Here is a 14,068-nt window from a genome sequence, read left to right on the forward strand (position 1 = left end):
GACTGTCCGGCTTAGCGGTGTGCTGAGCTGCATCAACGCAGCTCGCGTAGCACCGTCGGGTGTCGAATACCCCGCTGTATCGCGGTCGACTCGCGAGCAGATCCGGCGCGCTTGTAGTGTTGTACATCACAAGCGTTGAGAGGTCGACATGACGCCCTGTGTCCAATCGCAGACGTTCGGTCGCCGAGTGCCCACGGGCTTCTGTCGTTGCGCCTGCACACCCTTAGGCGCCACGCTCCCGAAGGCGGCATTGCCTGGCCTCGGCCAGCTACGCCCCCGCGCGGGTTAGCCCTCTGATGCGGTCAGCTAGAGTCCAACAGCTCGCCCGGCCCAGCCCGGACGCGAAGGCCAAGCGGGGGCCGCCGTGTCCGCCGCCTTCGGTCGGGACCTAGCGGCGCCTACGACCCCGCCTCGACGCATGGCGATGGCCAAACTGGCACAAGTCGACGCGGGGACGCCCCACGGGGGACTGCCGCCACGCGAGTTCCTGCCTCGGTGAGAAGATCGGACTGTGGGGGACGCGAGCGCAGAGCCGCAGGCGGAGAGCTGGGACTTCTTCGTCTCCTACACAACCGCTAACAAAACCTGGGCTGTCTGGGTGGCATGGCAATTGGAGGATGCCGGATACCGGGTGCTCATCCAGGAGTGGGATTTTGTGCCAGGATCAAACTGGCACGCCCGCATGCAGCAAGGAGTCCTCTTTTCGCAGCGAACGATTGCGCTGCTTTCAAACGCCTATCTCAATTCGGTCTATGGGCAACAAGAATGGCAGGCGGCCCAACAGGCCGACCCGCAGGGTTTCAAGCGTAAGTTGCTACCTATCCGGATAGAGGACTGCCCGCGGCCAGGCCTGCTCGGTTTGGTCGTGTCCATCGACCTGTTCGGCCGCGATGCCGACGACGCTCGCAGGCATCTGCTTGACAAGGTCGAACATGCAATCAAGGGTCGGGCAAAACCGCACGCGGCCCCAGACTTCCCACAGTTTGCGAAGGCCGCAACCCCGCCCAACGAACCCGGGTTTCCTGCCGACAATACCCGACCAGACATGCCCATTCCCGATCCGCAAGCCCCACCTTTCTCGGGTCAGTCGATCCGGGCCGTTCTCGATTCGCGCCCGACAGAAGCGCCGTATGACCAAAATTCTTCGGAACCGCCTCCGTCCACGGGGGAATCAAGATCGTCTGCTGCGGATGCTCGGCCGAATCGAACTCTCTCGGATAACCCGACCTGGTCTGTCCCGGCTCCGCCCCGCCGATCAAACCTCAATCGGGGGAGCAGGAGCCTCCCGGATCCACGCCCGGCGGGCGCGCCGCTACTCGGCCACACGCGCGGAGTGCGGTCGGTCTCGTTCAGCCCCGACGGTAAAATTCTCGCGACTGGCAGTAGTGACACAACTGTCCGGTTCTGGGACGTGACTGATTCCGCCCGCAGCGGCGAGAGCACCACACTACTCACCGATCACACCGGCGGAGTGAGTGCAGGAGTCTTCGGCTCATACGCTCAGATTTTCGCCACATGTGGCGGCGATGTGAGGCTCTGGAATATGACCAATCCGGCGGCACCTCAACTCATCACTGCGTTGCCCAGACCGAGTCTTGGGGCCGTGAGAACCTTGGCGTTCAGCCCCGACGGCCGCACTCTCGCCACCGGCAGTGTCGACGCAATCGTGAGATTGTGGGATCTAAGAAATCCAGCCCAGCCCAGCCCGATCGCCACCCTTCCCACTCGACACACTGGCGTCGTGGGAGCATTGGCATTCAGTCCCGACGGGCACGCTCTTGCTACCGCGAGCAGCGACGAATCGGTGCTGATATGGGACGTGGATAGACCCGGACGTCTTTTTGCCGAACTGAGCGGGGTAAATGCAGCAATGTGGGCAATTGCCTACAGCCCGGATGGGCGAACCCTCGTTTTCGGCGGCGAACGCCAGTCGGTAATAATCTGGAACGTGGAGGACGCAAGGCGGCCCCGAAAGATTGCCGCCCGGCTCGGCAGCCACGCCGAGGGGGTTCGTTCCCTAGTATTCAGTCCCGACGGTTCAATGCTCTTCACGGGATCTGTCAATCAAACAGTCCGGATATGGGATGTGGCCAACCCGGTCCGACCGTCGCTAATCGACGATCTGGTAACTGCACACACTGGCATCGTGAATGCGATGGCATTTAGTCCGGACGGGCGGAAGCTCGCCACCGGAAGTAGTGATACTACTGTTCAGCTCTGGCAGACGCGCCCATCCGAGCAAGGCACCTAACGTCCCCGTCCAGCGATTTTCTGTGGCCAACTCGAACCAGTCGCGTCGCGACTGTGATCCGAATTGGACCACGAATTGGTCGGCCGCAGCACTGGACAAAAGGGTTTCCGTGCTCAACACCTTCTATAGCCGGATTCCATCTGCCTTTCTACGTCGCCGCGCTTGCGCGGCCTTGAGAGCGAGACTTGTGAAGTAGGCACGGCGCGCGGAGTCGGCGCGCCGGGCGCGCTCGGCGGATGGCAGTTTGCGATCTGGGTCGACCTGTCGTTCGAAACGGTCGAGGAATGCGGCGCGGGCGGGTGCGGTTCGGGCGGCCCGGTCCTGTGTCTTCGCCCAGGACGAGTGGGATGCGATTCGGGCGATCATGCTGCGGTCCTCTGGGCGCGCGGCGGCCATGGGACGACCCTTCAGTGAATGATGCCGGGAGCGCAGACCGGCGGGAGATGAGAGGTAGCGGGTAGCGCAAGGTGCAGCGCGGAGGCACGGCCCTGAGCGCGTTTTCGGTCGACGGGCGCGCCGTCCGCTACCCGCTACAGGGCGCGATGTGTGCTGTTCAGAAGGCGTGTGACGGGTCGCCGGGGGTGTAGCGCTGCCGCTACACCCCCGGTGTGTCGCTACAGGTCGGCGCGGGCGCGGTGGGCTTCGCGGATGGCGTCGGCTCGGGCGCCTTTGCGGACCTGCCCGTCTCGGCGGACGTCGACCGAGGGCACGCCGAAGGCGCGAAGCTGGGCGCTGATCGCCTCAGCTGTGGCGTCTCGGTAGTGCTCTGGGTAGGCGGTCGCGAGACGGATGGCCAGCTCGGCCCAGTGGAGCCCGGGGGCGCCGTCCGCGAAGACCGACAGCGCATCGGCCAGGACGTCGCGCTGCTCGCGGTGGGCGATCTGTCCGGCTGCTTGGCCGGACAGGGTGCCGGTGAACTCGCGGAGTTTGCGGGCGATGGCGAGAAGGTGTGCGGCGTCCTCGGCGTCCGCGAGGTAGGTGCGGACGGTCGGGTTCGTGTCGCTGGCGCCGCGGAGGATGCCGGCGCCTTTGTGCTCGGCCGTTAGGGTCGAGGAGTCGAGCCCTTCGCTGAAGGCGCCCGCGCCGAGGACCAGGTCAGAGACCTGCCATGATCCAGTGCGTAGCGCGAAGCGGACGAGGTGGTTGTCGCGGTAGTCGGTGAACTTTTTCGCGACGTCGCCGCTACCGATCCCCGAGGGCCGCTGTGTGGCGCTGCCGATGATGACGCCGGCCGCTGGGGCGACCCTGATCAGATAGACCAGCAGCGTGGCTATTTCGCTGTCGGCCGCGGGGTTGCCGGTCGCGAACCATTCTTGAAACTCGTCCAGCAGGAGCAGCCGGACGGGCATGCCGTACTTGGGGTCACGTGAGATCTCCCGGGTCAGCTTGCCCTCGGGCACCACGTCTGGTGGCAGGTCCGAGAGTGCCAGGTAACGCGCTTGGACGTCGGACCGGATCTCGCGCAACGTGTCGATGAGAATCTCGACCGGGTCGCCGTCGCGGGTAGGCGCCAGCCCGAAGACGGCTCGGTCCGCGATGGCCTCGAACTTGCGCCAGTCGGGTTTCCCGCCACCGTCGGCCACGGTGATCCTTACGTACGGGTCGAGAGCGGCGAACAGGCCGAGCGACCGGAGCGCGAACGTCTTGCCTTGCCGGGGTTGGGCGCCGACCAGGATCGAGTTCCACATCAGGTCGACCGTCACGGGTCGGGCGCGTTCGTCCAGCCCGAACGGCGCGGGCGTCCAGATGTCCGTGGGCCTCCCGCGCAGGAGCGGCGTTCGTCCTGCGGGTATCGCGAGGGGGTCACGGTCGGCTACCCAGAGGGTGTGGCGTCGGTGCGACGTGGGATCGCGGGTGAGGAAGACTTGGGTGACCGCGACGTCGAGGCCGGAGGCGATGGCGCCGTGAGCCTTGACGGCGTCGGTGAACCCGCGGCCGTAGGGAAGATCGACCGCGACGCGGGAGCCGTCGCCGTCCCTGGCCATCGGCGAGCCGAAGGTCACCCGTTGATCGTCTTTGTCCGCTCCAAGCCGCGCGGCGTAGTAGGCGCGTAGGACGACGTCAGCGTTGAGCTTGCGGAATCGTGGCGTGACGATCGCGGGTGCGATCAACGGTCCTCCTGCCGGTCGCCCGGCACGCGCGAGCACGGCCACGAGCAGTGCGACGGTCAGCGCGGTCGCGGGCCACGGAGCGTTCGCCAGCGCGGGCAGTGTGGCCGTCAACGCGGCGAGGATCGCGCCGCCGGCGACGACGGTCAGGCCGGTGCGCGTTCGGCGGGTGGACCGCGCTTCGCGGTCCAGGCGTAGCCAGGCCGCGCTGTCGCCGCTGTCGACTGCGGCCCGGCGAAGCGGCGCGGACTCGGCGCATGCCCACCACCGGACGAGTCGGGCGACCAGGCGGCACGCGCCGAGGACCGAGGCCCGTGCCACAACGATCAGGTACCAGGGTGCGCGAACGGCATGGAAGGCGCCGATGTGCGCCCATCGGCCGCTCGTATGCCGGAGGGTAGGACCGAGCCGGCTGCTGCGGAGTTGCTCGGGGATGACCGGTCGGCGCCCGATATCGGCCGGTCGGTCGCCCGAGGGGTCGACGGGCGCGAGCCGGCCGTCGGGTCTCTGGTCGATCGGCCATTCGTAGCTACGCTCCTGCGTACCCGTCGCAGCGGGCAACATCGGCCTGATTTCGGCCAGGACAGCGGGGATGTCCGGTACCCAGCCCGATTGTTCGGCCGGCACGGGCAGGTTGTCCGTCATGGAAGGTCCCTTCGAGAGTCGGTTGAGACGATGGGGAGGCGCGTCCCGCCATCGCGGGGATGGCGGGACGCGCCTGCGATTACCGCTCTAGTAACGGATTGGTAGCGTGCGCAGGAATCCGTGAATCTGCGTGAGGACGGCCGCGATGGTCGGCACGAACCCGGAGCCGGCCCAGTACCAGCCGAGCAGAATGCACACCACGGGAACCAGGCTCCGGGTTCGGGTTCGCGGTGCGATCAGCGCGACCAACAGCAGTGCCCCAAGGAGAATGACGATGGTGATCTCCATGACGGGTCAGGCCTCGCTGTCGTCGTAGTCGTCGCCGTGGTCGTAGTCGCGGATGTCGGGGCCGAGGTCTTCCTGTAGGTCCGGAGGGATCTCAATGCCGGCGACCGCAGCCCACGTCCGGTAGGTCGCGGCCCACTCATGGCGGGTCTTTTCGCGGTAGCGGTGAATGAATGTGATGGCCTCGTCGACCAGTTCGGCCGCCTCCTGGTCGTATTCGGGGAGAGCCGCGAGCGCGCGGTGCAGGACGTCTGTAGCGTCGTAGGTCGCGATGTGGTCGGCGTAGGCCTGATCGGCGCGCAGCGCGAGATCGTCCAAGGTCAGCGACCCGTAGCCGATCAAGGGCGTGCTGCTATCAATGCGGATCATGAAAGGTTCTCCTTCAAAGCGGGAGAGGGAATGCAGCTAGCGAGACGTCGCGGTCAGAAGTAGCGGAGTGAATCGCGCGGCCGAGGCGAACAGCCAGACGAGGCAGACCCACGCCCTTACCGAGGCGCGGAGCGGCTTCGCTCCAGACCCCATCAGACCTAGGAGAAGGACGGTTTCGAGTAGCCACCATGCGGCGTCGTAGGAGAGTAGGAAGGCGCCGGAGTCCGGGCCTGTCGCGGGCCTGGAGAAAACTGGATTGAGGCCGATGGCGAGGCTCACCGGTCTCGGCCGCGGTGGACAAGGAAGACGGCGCCGTAGGCTAGGCCGGCGACGATCAGGAAGGGGCCGACGGCCGACAGGAGATGGCCGGCCACGTAGGACAGGCCGAACAATGCGAGGTACAGGGCTGAGACCGCCAGTGACCAGCGGAACAGCCGCGACAACAACGAGGGCCGGTAGACGAATCGAGGCATGGAGACTCCAGGCGTTATTGGCGAGAGGGGCGCCTCCGACTACTTCCCGGGGCGCGTTGGCATCGCCAGTATTGGCCTCGCGGCGCAGGGGTTTTGCCCCCAATATCGGTCAGTGATATGCGCCGATACACGGCGGGTCGTTGCGTTCGGATTGGGCGGCACAGTGACCACGCGTCAGGGCATCGCCGTGGCACGAAACATGGCAGCGGATCGGTTACAGATCCGAGCCGACCGCCCGCAAGCAGCGCGCGGAGCTGCGTGTTCAGGAGTTCTCATAGGCCCTCGTCGCGCCTCTCGCGTCCCCGGCCAGGGTGCGCCTGCCACCGATCAGCCTCGGTCGTGACCAAGACCGCCGCGCCTACTGCGCGAGGGCCCACCAGATCCGCTGCACCGACGCGCGTCCCGTCCTACTTCGGCGGGCCCGCTTCCTCTCGACCGCCGAACGGCCGTCAGCGGCGGCTTCGGGCAGTCATCGACAGCTAGTGGACACAAACGCAGCAGAAAAGGACAAAGCATGAGATAGTTGTCGACGTTGCCCAGCGAGTACCCCGCAAGGGCAACACCAGACACCGAAGGAGGAACTGCGGCGGGGGACGCGGGGGCCTACACAGGCCCACGCCGAACGCCACATGCACACCCACGACAGGCCGGACGTCGAGACGGTCGAAACGCTCCTCGGCAAGGCCCGGCGCCACGGCGCCGGAGCCGCCGAGCTGGCACGACACAGACCCGACCTGGTCGACCTGCTCACCCCGCCCGACGGGACCAGCCCGAAAACACGGGCCTTACTCGCCGAGCGGATCATCAGGGCCGCGATCGACCGGCTCGACCCGCCAGCGGACAGCGCCATGAGGGCTCTGTTCGGCCTGACGGCCGAGACCCGGCGCAGGAGCGTCGCCTACCGCCGAGACGAGGCGGCGCGCCTCATATGCCTCACTCCCGGCGCCTTCCGGCGTCCCAACCGGGAGGGCTCCATGATCCTCGACATCGCCTTCGAGATCGTGACCGCGGAGTGACCTCGGCAGTAGCGGCGAGAAGTGGGCCGCGCGGAGCAACCAGCCGCGCGGCCCACACACGTTCGCGGGTAACCCGAGAGATTCCGCCCCGAGGCCCGTTCCCGCCCGTTACGATCGTAACGTGACGATCGATACTGCCTGCCGGTGCGGCTGCGGTGCCCTTGTGCCTGCGGCGCCCGCCCGCGGTGGCCGGTCCCCGGCATGGGCCACGAACGCGTGCCGTCAACGGGCGTACCGGCGCCGGACGGCCGCCCTTTCCACCGGCCCGGTAGATCCACCGAGCGTCGCTCCGTTGCTCGCAGCGATCCGTGACCTTGCCGGACTCCTTGACGGCGGCCAGGCGCCCACCGCCGACCAGGCTGCCGCCGTGGCCGACGGAGCTAACGCACTTCTCACCCGCGCGGGAACGTCCGCCCGCATCAAGGTGGCGTCCGATCGTAACGAGACGATCGAAACGAGCAGCTCAGGCCATAGCGCGAGCCGTCCGCGGCGTGCGCCGGCCGCTGCTCCGGCCGATCGTAACGAGACGACTGAGCCGGGCGGTCCGGCCCACAGTGCGAGCCGGGCCGAGCCGGGCCCAGTCGCTCTGGCGGCCGATCGTAACGAGACAACCGACACGGCGGCCCCGCGCGCGAGTCGCCGTGCGCGTGCCCTGATCACTCCACCGGCCGATCGTAACGAGACGACCGAAACGAGCGCCCCGGCTAAGGGCGTGAACCGTCCCGAACCCGTGCCAGCGTCCGATCGTCACGGGACAAACGAACTGGTAGACGCGATGCGCGCAAACAGGGCCGCTCTTGAAGCCGCTGTGCGGGCAGTTCGGACCGCGCCCCCGGATGCGGTACCCGCGTTCGTGCGAGCGAGTGACGGCGGGTGGACGGTCGTGATGGGCGACGTCCCGATCGGAGTGCTACAGCCGACCTACGGGGTTCGGAGTCGCTCGGGCTGGGAAGCCCGCGACATCGCATCGATGGTGCCCCGCGGCCAGCATCCAACCCGGGCAGGCGCCGCTCTGCTGCTCGCCGATTCCCTGCTCAGGAGGCCCGACATCGCCGGTCGTCCCGACGACGTCGCGGAGGCCACCGTCCGGGCGTGGCGGGAGACCGGAGAGACATGGGCTCAGATCGGCGCCCGGGTCGGCTTGTCCAGTCGCGCGGCATCGAAGCGGTGGGGTCAGACGGCCGCTCATCGCGGCTAACAGTCGGACGATGGCCGCCGACGGGCGATGCGAACGCTTGCGAGCGGCTCGCGCTCGGCATCGGTCAACCTGCGAAGACGGCGAGCGCGTGTGCGGCGTCGCGGAGCGACCGAGGCGCGGCCGGTGAGCGCTTGACCGTGTCGGCCAGGCGGACGATGCGGACGTTCAATCGCCCCGAGTGGCTGTCGTCCGCGGCGTCGACAATGTCTCGCACCGTGCCTTCCGCATCCCGCCATGCCCCCGCGAGAACCTGGCTCAGCGCGAGATTTGGGAGCGTCAGAGAGCAATACAGACTGTCGGGCCGCGTTTCGAGGTACTCCCGAAAGGCCCTGATGGCCAACTCGTGCTCGTCAAGATCCTTCAGCAGAAGTGCCTTTTGAAGTTCCATCTGCTCGTCGTCCAGCCACCACACCCAGTAAGGATCCGAATCGCGCACCCCGTCGCCGAACTCGGCGACGGCTCGTTGCCAAACTCTCCTCGACTCGTGGTCGCCGCGTGCCGCGAGCGCACGCGCTTCACGCACGTGGAACATCGCGGACAGCCGTGGTGAGAGCGGCTGGTCCAGGACGCCGCGCGCCAGATAGAGCGCTTCGGTGGCCCTGCCGGTCTCACACAGGTGCATGGATTCGTTCTGCAGAACGAATATCTCCATACCGTGGTCACCGGCGACCGCCGCGTGGTGGAGTGCTCGGCTGTTGGCGTGGTCCACATCAGTCGGCCGCGCGGCATCGACCAGGAGCCAGCCTGAGATCTCGAACAGCTCAGCGGCGACCGCGTGGGCTTCGGACTTGTAGCCGGGGCGGACACCTGCGTCGGTTATCCGGCGTTCGAATGCGCGGGCGGAGTCGACGGCAAGGTCCGCGATGCGGGTTCCTCCGAACGTGCGCTCCATGGCAAGCAGCTGTTTCACCCGGTCACGCGCACGTTCGGTGTGAAGGGGACCGACCGGCTCTGTCGGGCCGACCTGCACAGGATCATGAACCTTCTCGGGCTCGTCGCCGTTGAGAAGATGATCTAGATCATCGAGCGATATTTGGAGGATCTCGGCCAGTGGCGCGCGGGTCGCGGGCTGCGGCGCTACCTCGCCGCGTTCCCACCGGGCGACTGTCGACCGGGCGGTTTCCAGCGCCTCGGCGAGGCCCTCCTGCGAGAGACCGACAGCTTTGCGCCGGGCGGCAAGTCCGGGGCGCTTCTCCATGAGTCAATTCTGCGCCATCGGGCCGGCACGTTTTCGGACTGTTGCGTCGACATCTGGCGCGTCACTCTTGCCGTGGCTCCCGGGCCGGCTGTCCCCCAAGCCGGTCCGGGACGACCGCAAAACGACCAGAGACCTCCCCAGACCATGTCACGGGCGAGGTCCGAGCGACGGGAGGACCGGCGGTGACAGTGGTGGAAGGCGTGAGCGGCCTCGTGATCGGCCGTGGTGGCGCAGCGGCGATCGGCCGATGGCTCCGCCGCTCCCGGCGCGGGCGCCACCAACTCGGCCCGCGGACGATGGCGTTGGTTGACCGCGGCGACGGTCCGCGGGCCACGTGGGTACGCCTTTACCGCGCAGCTTCTCCCCACGACCCGAACGACGCCGCCGCGGTGCAGGCTGGCGACGCCAGCGGTCCGGAGCCCGAGGCGCCCGGCTTTGGACCGTCCGAGTCCCAGCCATGCCGTGTGAAGGCTGCCGTTGGTGGGCCGGCGGTGACCGTGACCATCTGGCCGGGCCAGCGCCCGGACGATCTCATCGATCAACTCGCGCGAGTCTCCGACGGCATGGAATTCGTCGAGGTGTTCGGCGACCGCAGCCTCGTCCTCGTCTACGGACCAACCGGCGTTCCACCGACGCGACGATCGATGCTGCGCGCGGTCGTCGCCTCGCTCGGCCCAGATGACGACGGATAACCGTCACCCACCACTCAATCTGTCGACCGGGTCGCCCGGTCGTGAACAGGGCAGATCTCGATCAAACGTAAGCCATCGAAGGGAATTTGAAATGATCGGAGAGATCCAGGTTGAAATCACAGCCAAGATCACAGTAGCCGTAAACAAATGGGCCCACGCCTTTGAGATTCCCCTAGCCGCCGACGCCGTTGCGGCAAGTATAGTGTCCTACTACTCGAACGTCATCGCGGAGGCAAACCTGCGGGCTCCGGGAGTCTGCGCCATCAGTAGCCAGGTTCACAGAGAAGCATAAGACCGCTCCGAATCCCACTACCAGTGCTTGCGGGCTGCTTGCAGAAGTTAGCACCGGCGTCCAGGCGCGACATCGGCGAGTTGCCGAGTCAGCGTTCCGCTTCTGCAGCATTCGTTGACGACGAACCCGGAATCAATGGCTGGGTTTTGATGCGCGGCGGATCTGGAGACGCTCCAACAGGAAGAGGATCGCGAAGACAGTTCCGGCCGCCAAGATCAGGCCAAGAACCGCAAGGTACATGTCGTGGTAGTGGGACCAGTCGAACATGGACCTGTTGCCGTCGACCTGCGTGTAGTTGCCGCCGAAGAAGCCGAGGATGATTCCGATCGGAACGGCGATCGTGGACAGAAGGCCGATCGTCACGCCGTAGCGCAGTCTGCGCAGGTCCTGGCGCTGGGCATCCAGGGCCGTCTGGGAGCCCTCCTCGGCGGCCAGGACCGACGTGGCGCGGGCGAGCATCGTCGACACGGTCTCGATACTGTCGCGCAGCCCCGTACAGGCCACGAGTTGGCGATGAAAGTTCTCGACCCGCAGTGCTGGAACCAGGATCCCGATCTCGCACGCAGCTTCCACGCCGAACGTCAGAGCCAGCTCCTGCTCGGCTAAGGTCTCGTGAAGCCGAGCCAACTCGGCCCGTCGCTCCGGCCTGCTCATCGTGGCTCGCGTCGTGCCGAGTTCGCGGACACGCAGCAAGGTCTCATAAGCAGCGAATCTGACCCGACGAATCTTGCACGACGCCGCGACAACCTGAACCGAGGACAGCAGCGCGCAGTTCTCGATGTAGTCCTGTTGCGCCGCCAACACAGAAACGTAGGCGCCGACAGCGGCCCCGCTGGTCGGCCGCCGGTTGAGTTCCGCCGGGTACTGGATCGATGAATACTGAGGGTTCGCGTCGAGGTCAGCTCGGTAGATGAGACGTTGAACCGAGTCCTCGGGCAGCGTGGCCGAGGTGAACACCATCTGGTGGCGCTGCGAGGTCAGCTCCAGCCGACTCCCGGCGCTGTGCCGGACCGCGGCGTCCACCCCATCGAGAAGATCGGCCGCCACCCCGTCGATCGGGCTGCCGCCGATGGTCAAGTCGTCGTAGTAAAGATCCTCAAGAAATGGGATCAGTACCAACGGCTCGCAGTCGAGGTCGACGGACAGCACGGCCACGATGGGGCCAGCCTGGACGTCGAACAGCCACAGTCGAGCCGCCCGGATCGTCGCCGCGGTTCCCCCGCCCCTCCGGAAGGCCAGCGTCGGCGGATCGAGATCGCGTACCGCCAGGACACGGGGAAGTTGGCTGTCGGCATCGCGGTAGAACGCCGCAAGCCGACCCAACCGCAGGTACGTCTCCGGAAGCTGGCCGTCAGCGCGCAACAGGTCCGCAGTCTCGGCACTGGTCGCGATCACGATGGACAGCCGATGCGACGGCCGCGCCACGATCGGATCAAACGGCCGCGCGGAGCCCGCCGAAGCCGCGGCGCTCAATGAGCCCACCACCGGGTCGCAGGCGGACCGACCGACTCACCGATCGTCCCAACACGCAGCCTGATCTCATCGTCGATCACGGCCGAGGTCCCGTACTGCTGCAACAACCAACTGACCATGCCCAGCTCCCGCAGCCGAACCAGCGTCTCAACGTCCGGGGACGTCCGCAGATCAAAGCCATAGGCGGCGCAGAACTCCTGGTAGTCGGACTCGGCCAGCCCGAAGCGGCGCACCGTCACCAGGTTCGGGACCAGGTCCCACTCCCGCGGCCCACGACAGACCTGATCAAAGTCGATCAGGAGCAGACGTCGGCCCGGCAGGCACAGCACGTTGCCGTAGTGCATGTCCCCATGCATCACGCCGATCCCGAGCCGCGCCGACAGCCGGTCGACCGCCGTCTCCAGCGACGCGAGCAGGTCGACCAACGGCCCGGTCAACGATCGGTCGAATCCATCGCGCTCCGCCGCGGCCAACCTCGACCGAATCAACCCGAACGGCTCCCACTCGTCCAGGAGATCGGCCTCCGGCGCCGCAAGCTCATGGAACTGACGGACCAACCCGCCCAGCTCCGCGGCGCTCACCCGGCAGCCCTCATCCACGTCATGCAACGTCCACAGCGTCACGACCCCGGTCGACGTCACGACCGGCTGCACCAGCTCCGTCAGGTCAGCAGGCTCCGAAACAGGCATCCCGCGCGCCGCGACCCGCCGGACGAACTCCACCGTCTGGGCGACGTGCGTTGGATCGGTAGATGGTCGAGCCACTCTGACAACCAGCCGCCGTTCGCGGAACGCGTACAGCGCGTTCTCCCCGAACCGCAGCAACTCAAGATCCGGCGGATCCACACCCAGCCGCGCCAGCACATCGAACGCCGCCATCCGAGCGTCCGACTCCTTCCAAGCCACAGAGCCAGCCCTACCTGTCAGACCACGACGCGATCGATGTCAAGGCTGTTGCCTCCGACAGCCCACTCGCCACTATCAAATCGACAACGACGTGCGCTCGCGCGATCAAAATCCTGGTCACGGTCACTCCCGAGCTGGCCCATCGGTCAGCCTAAGCGACTACGACCCGGCGGCGGGCCCGAAAGTCAGCTTCGCCAGGATGCGCGCCTTGCGCGGACTGCCGACTTGGGATGAAGCGTCGGCCACCTGGCAGCGGCGTCGCGGCTGCTGCACCTCGCGCTGGCTCGGGGTACCTCGCATCGTCGCCCTGCCAAGACGTGCCCTACCCCGGCGGCCCTCATCCGTGATGTCGATACTGCAAAATCCTCGTGACGTCGACGCGTTCATTCACTACTGTTCAGCAGGATCCTTGAAATCGGATGCCCGCAACTTCTGACATCGGAGGCGACTTGATATGCCAGAATACGCACCCCCGAACCGTTCTGGCTTCGCCGAAAGCCGGGAGTCGATGGCCTGCATGGGTCGTGCGTACTGGCTTCAGATTATTCAAGCGTCGCGATGGCAGGAAGCTCGTCGCATGAAAGGACCCGTCACTTCCTATCCAACGTTCATACGACGCGAAGAGCCCTCGCCCTGGCTTGGGCGCGCGCCTCTGCGTGTGACCATTACGTCGGGGACCTTCCAGAAGAGTTCGCGCGCGCTCAGCCGAATTCTGTCGCTTTCAAAACTCGAAGATCGGGTCGAGATTCATGCGCATCGCGATATCGTCATCCCCGTCTTCGAAAGTCGAATTCACAGATTCGATTGGGAGCTACACGGTCCCGCTGGCGGCTGGATAACGACCGATTCCAAGCCGAACACGTTAACTGCATTGAACCCGACCCATGATGTTCGCCTAGGGTGGGAAGTGTGCGCCGATCGAACTTATCCCGCCCTACCAAGGGAGGATGCCCGTCGACTACACTTGGAAGTAGCAGCGCATGCCGCACTCGAAAACGACATCCTTATTGCCGAAGATCCGAAGCTCCTCGCCGATAGGTACGAGGTGGCCGACTTGGGTGCGGCGGGAGTATTCTCCCCATCCGAGGCGGTTCGAATACTTGAGCTGTGGATACGCGACCGCGGCGAATCATTCATGATTCTCAATGAAGTTGTCAAATGAT

At 66.2% G+C, this 14,068-nt stretch carries 11 protein-coding genes; 4 read left to right on the forward strand and 7 right to left on the reverse strand.

The annotated features are described in order from the left end of the window. Positions 1-511 precede the first annotated feature (511 nt). Positions 512-2,251, forward strand: coding sequence for a toll/interleukin-1 receptor domain-containing protein (locus tag FRAEUI1C_RS37430; RefSeq protein WP_071587930.1), 1,740 nt, complete (start codon positions 512-514; stop codon positions 2,249-2,251). Positions 2,252-2,865: 614 nt separating this feature from the next. Here the strand turns inward: FRAEUI1C_RS37430 and FRAEUI1C_RS07410 are convergent. From FRAEUI1C_RS07410 to FRAEUI1C_RS07425, 4 genes are all read right to left on the reverse strand, one after another. Next, a complete protein-coding gene (locus FRAEUI1C_RS07410; RefSeq protein ID WP_013422671.1) occupies positions 2,866-5,004 on the reverse strand; it encodes a cell division protein FtsK in 2,139 nt (712 codons plus the stop codon). An 87-nt stretch (positions 5,005-5,091) separates the two neighbouring features. Beyond that, positions 5,092-5,292 (reverse strand): hypothetical protein, encoded by a 201-nt coding sequence (locus FRAEUI1C_RS07415; protein WP_013422672.1) that lies wholly within the window; start codon positions 5,290-5,292, stop codon positions 5,092-5,094. 6 nt (positions 5,293-5,298) lie between these two features. Beyond that, positions 5,299-5,658 carry a hypothetical protein gene (locus FRAEUI1C_RS07420; RefSeq protein ID WP_013422673.1) on the reverse strand — a complete coding sequence of 120 codons (360 nt, stop codon included), beginning with the start codon at positions 5,656-5,658 and terminating at the stop codon, positions 5,299-5,301. A gap of 275 nt (positions 5,659-5,933) precedes the next feature. Further along, positions 5,934-6,131 (reverse strand): hypothetical protein, encoded by a 198-nt coding sequence (locus FRAEUI1C_RS07425; protein ID WP_013422675.1) that lies wholly within the window; start codon positions 6,129-6,131, stop codon positions 5,934-5,936. 629 nt (positions 6,132-6,760) lie between these two features. Here FRAEUI1C_RS07425 and FRAEUI1C_RS07430 point away from each other — a divergent pair. Beyond that, complete coding sequence (locus tag FRAEUI1C_RS07430) at positions 6,761-7,147, forward strand: hypothetical protein (RefSeq protein ID WP_013422676.1); 387 nt, start codon at positions 6,761-6,763, stop codon at positions 7,145-7,147. Between the two features lie 1,262 nt (positions 7,148-8,409). Here the strand turns inward: FRAEUI1C_RS07430 and FRAEUI1C_RS35980 are convergent. Next, complete coding sequence (locus tag FRAEUI1C_RS35980) at positions 8,410-9,543, reverse strand: helix-turn-helix domain-containing protein (protein ID WP_013422678.1); 1,134 nt, start codon at positions 9,541-9,543, stop codon at positions 8,410-8,412. A 182-nt stretch (positions 9,544-9,725) separates the two neighbouring features. Here FRAEUI1C_RS35980 and FRAEUI1C_RS07445 point away from each other — a divergent pair, with 182 nt between their 5' ends. Then, positions 9,726-10,235 (forward strand): hypothetical protein, encoded by a 510-nt coding sequence (locus FRAEUI1C_RS07445; protein WP_013422679.1) that lies wholly within the window; start codon positions 9,726-9,728, stop codon positions 10,233-10,235. A gap of 424 nt (positions 10,236-10,659) precedes the next feature. Here the strand turns inward: FRAEUI1C_RS07445 and FRAEUI1C_RS07450 are convergent, their stop codons facing one another. Further along, positions 10,660-12,000, reverse strand: a complete 1,341-nt coding sequence (locus FRAEUI1C_RS07450) for a hypothetical protein (RefSeq protein ID WP_157734852.1) — start codon at positions 11,998-12,000, stop codon at positions 10,660-10,662. Beyond that, entirely contained in the window at positions 11,997-12,878 is an 882-nt protein-coding gene (locus tag FRAEUI1C_RS07455; protein WP_013422682.1) for a phosphotransferase enzyme family protein, read from the reverse strand. The genes FRAEUI1C_RS07450 and FRAEUI1C_RS07455 overlap by 4 nt, the downstream gene beginning before the upstream one ends. Before the next feature lie 685 nt (positions 12,879-13,563). On the opposite strand from FRAEUI1C_RS07455, the gene FRAEUI1C_RS39390 reads away from it, so the two are divergent. Continuing rightward, positions 13,564-14,067, forward strand: coding sequence for a hypothetical protein (locus FRAEUI1C_RS39390; RefSeq protein WP_157734853.1), 504 nt, complete (start codon positions 13,564-13,566; stop codon positions 14,065-14,067). The last annotated feature ends 1 nt before the right edge of the window (position 14,068 follow it).

Origin of the sequence: Pseudofrankia inefficax (genome assembly GCF_000166135.1) — a bacterium.
In the GTDB taxonomy this organism is placed as follows: domain Bacteria; phylum Actinomycetota; class Actinomycetes; order Frankiales; family Frankiaceae; genus Pseudofrankia; species Pseudofrankia inefficax.

What these genes read in the sequence shown, in the direction of transcription:
- FRAEUI1C_RS07410 (WP_013422671.1), bottom strand. Translation starts at nt 5,004, where the DNA reads ATGACGGACAACCTGCCCGTGCCGGCCGAACAATCGGGCTGGGTACCG.
- FRAEUI1C_RS07415 (WP_013422672.1), bottom strand. Translation starts at nt 5,292, where the DNA reads ATGGAGATCACCATCGTCATTCTCCTTGGGGCACTGCTGTTGGTCGCG.
- FRAEUI1C_RS07420 (WP_013422673.1), bottom strand. Translation starts at nt 5,658, where the DNA reads ATGATCCGCATTGATAGCAGCACGCCCTTGATCGGCTACGGGTCGCTG.
- FRAEUI1C_RS07425 (WP_013422675.1), bottom strand. Translation starts at nt 6,131, where the DNA reads ATGCCTCGATTCGTCTACCGGCCCTCGTTGTTGTCGCGGCTGTTCCGC.
- FRAEUI1C_RS07430 (WP_013422676.1), top strand. Translation starts at nt 6,761, where the DNA reads ATGCACACCCACGACAGGCCGGACGTCGAGACGGTCGAAACGCTCCTC.
- FRAEUI1C_RS35980 (WP_013422678.1), bottom strand. Translation starts at nt 9,543, where the DNA reads ATGGAGAAGCGCCCCGGACTTGCCGCCCGGCGCAAAGCTGTCGGTCTC.
- FRAEUI1C_RS07455 (WP_013422682.1), bottom strand. Translation starts at nt 12,878, where the DNA reads ATGGCGGCGTTCGATGTGCTGGCGCGGCTGGGTGTGGATCCGCCGGAT.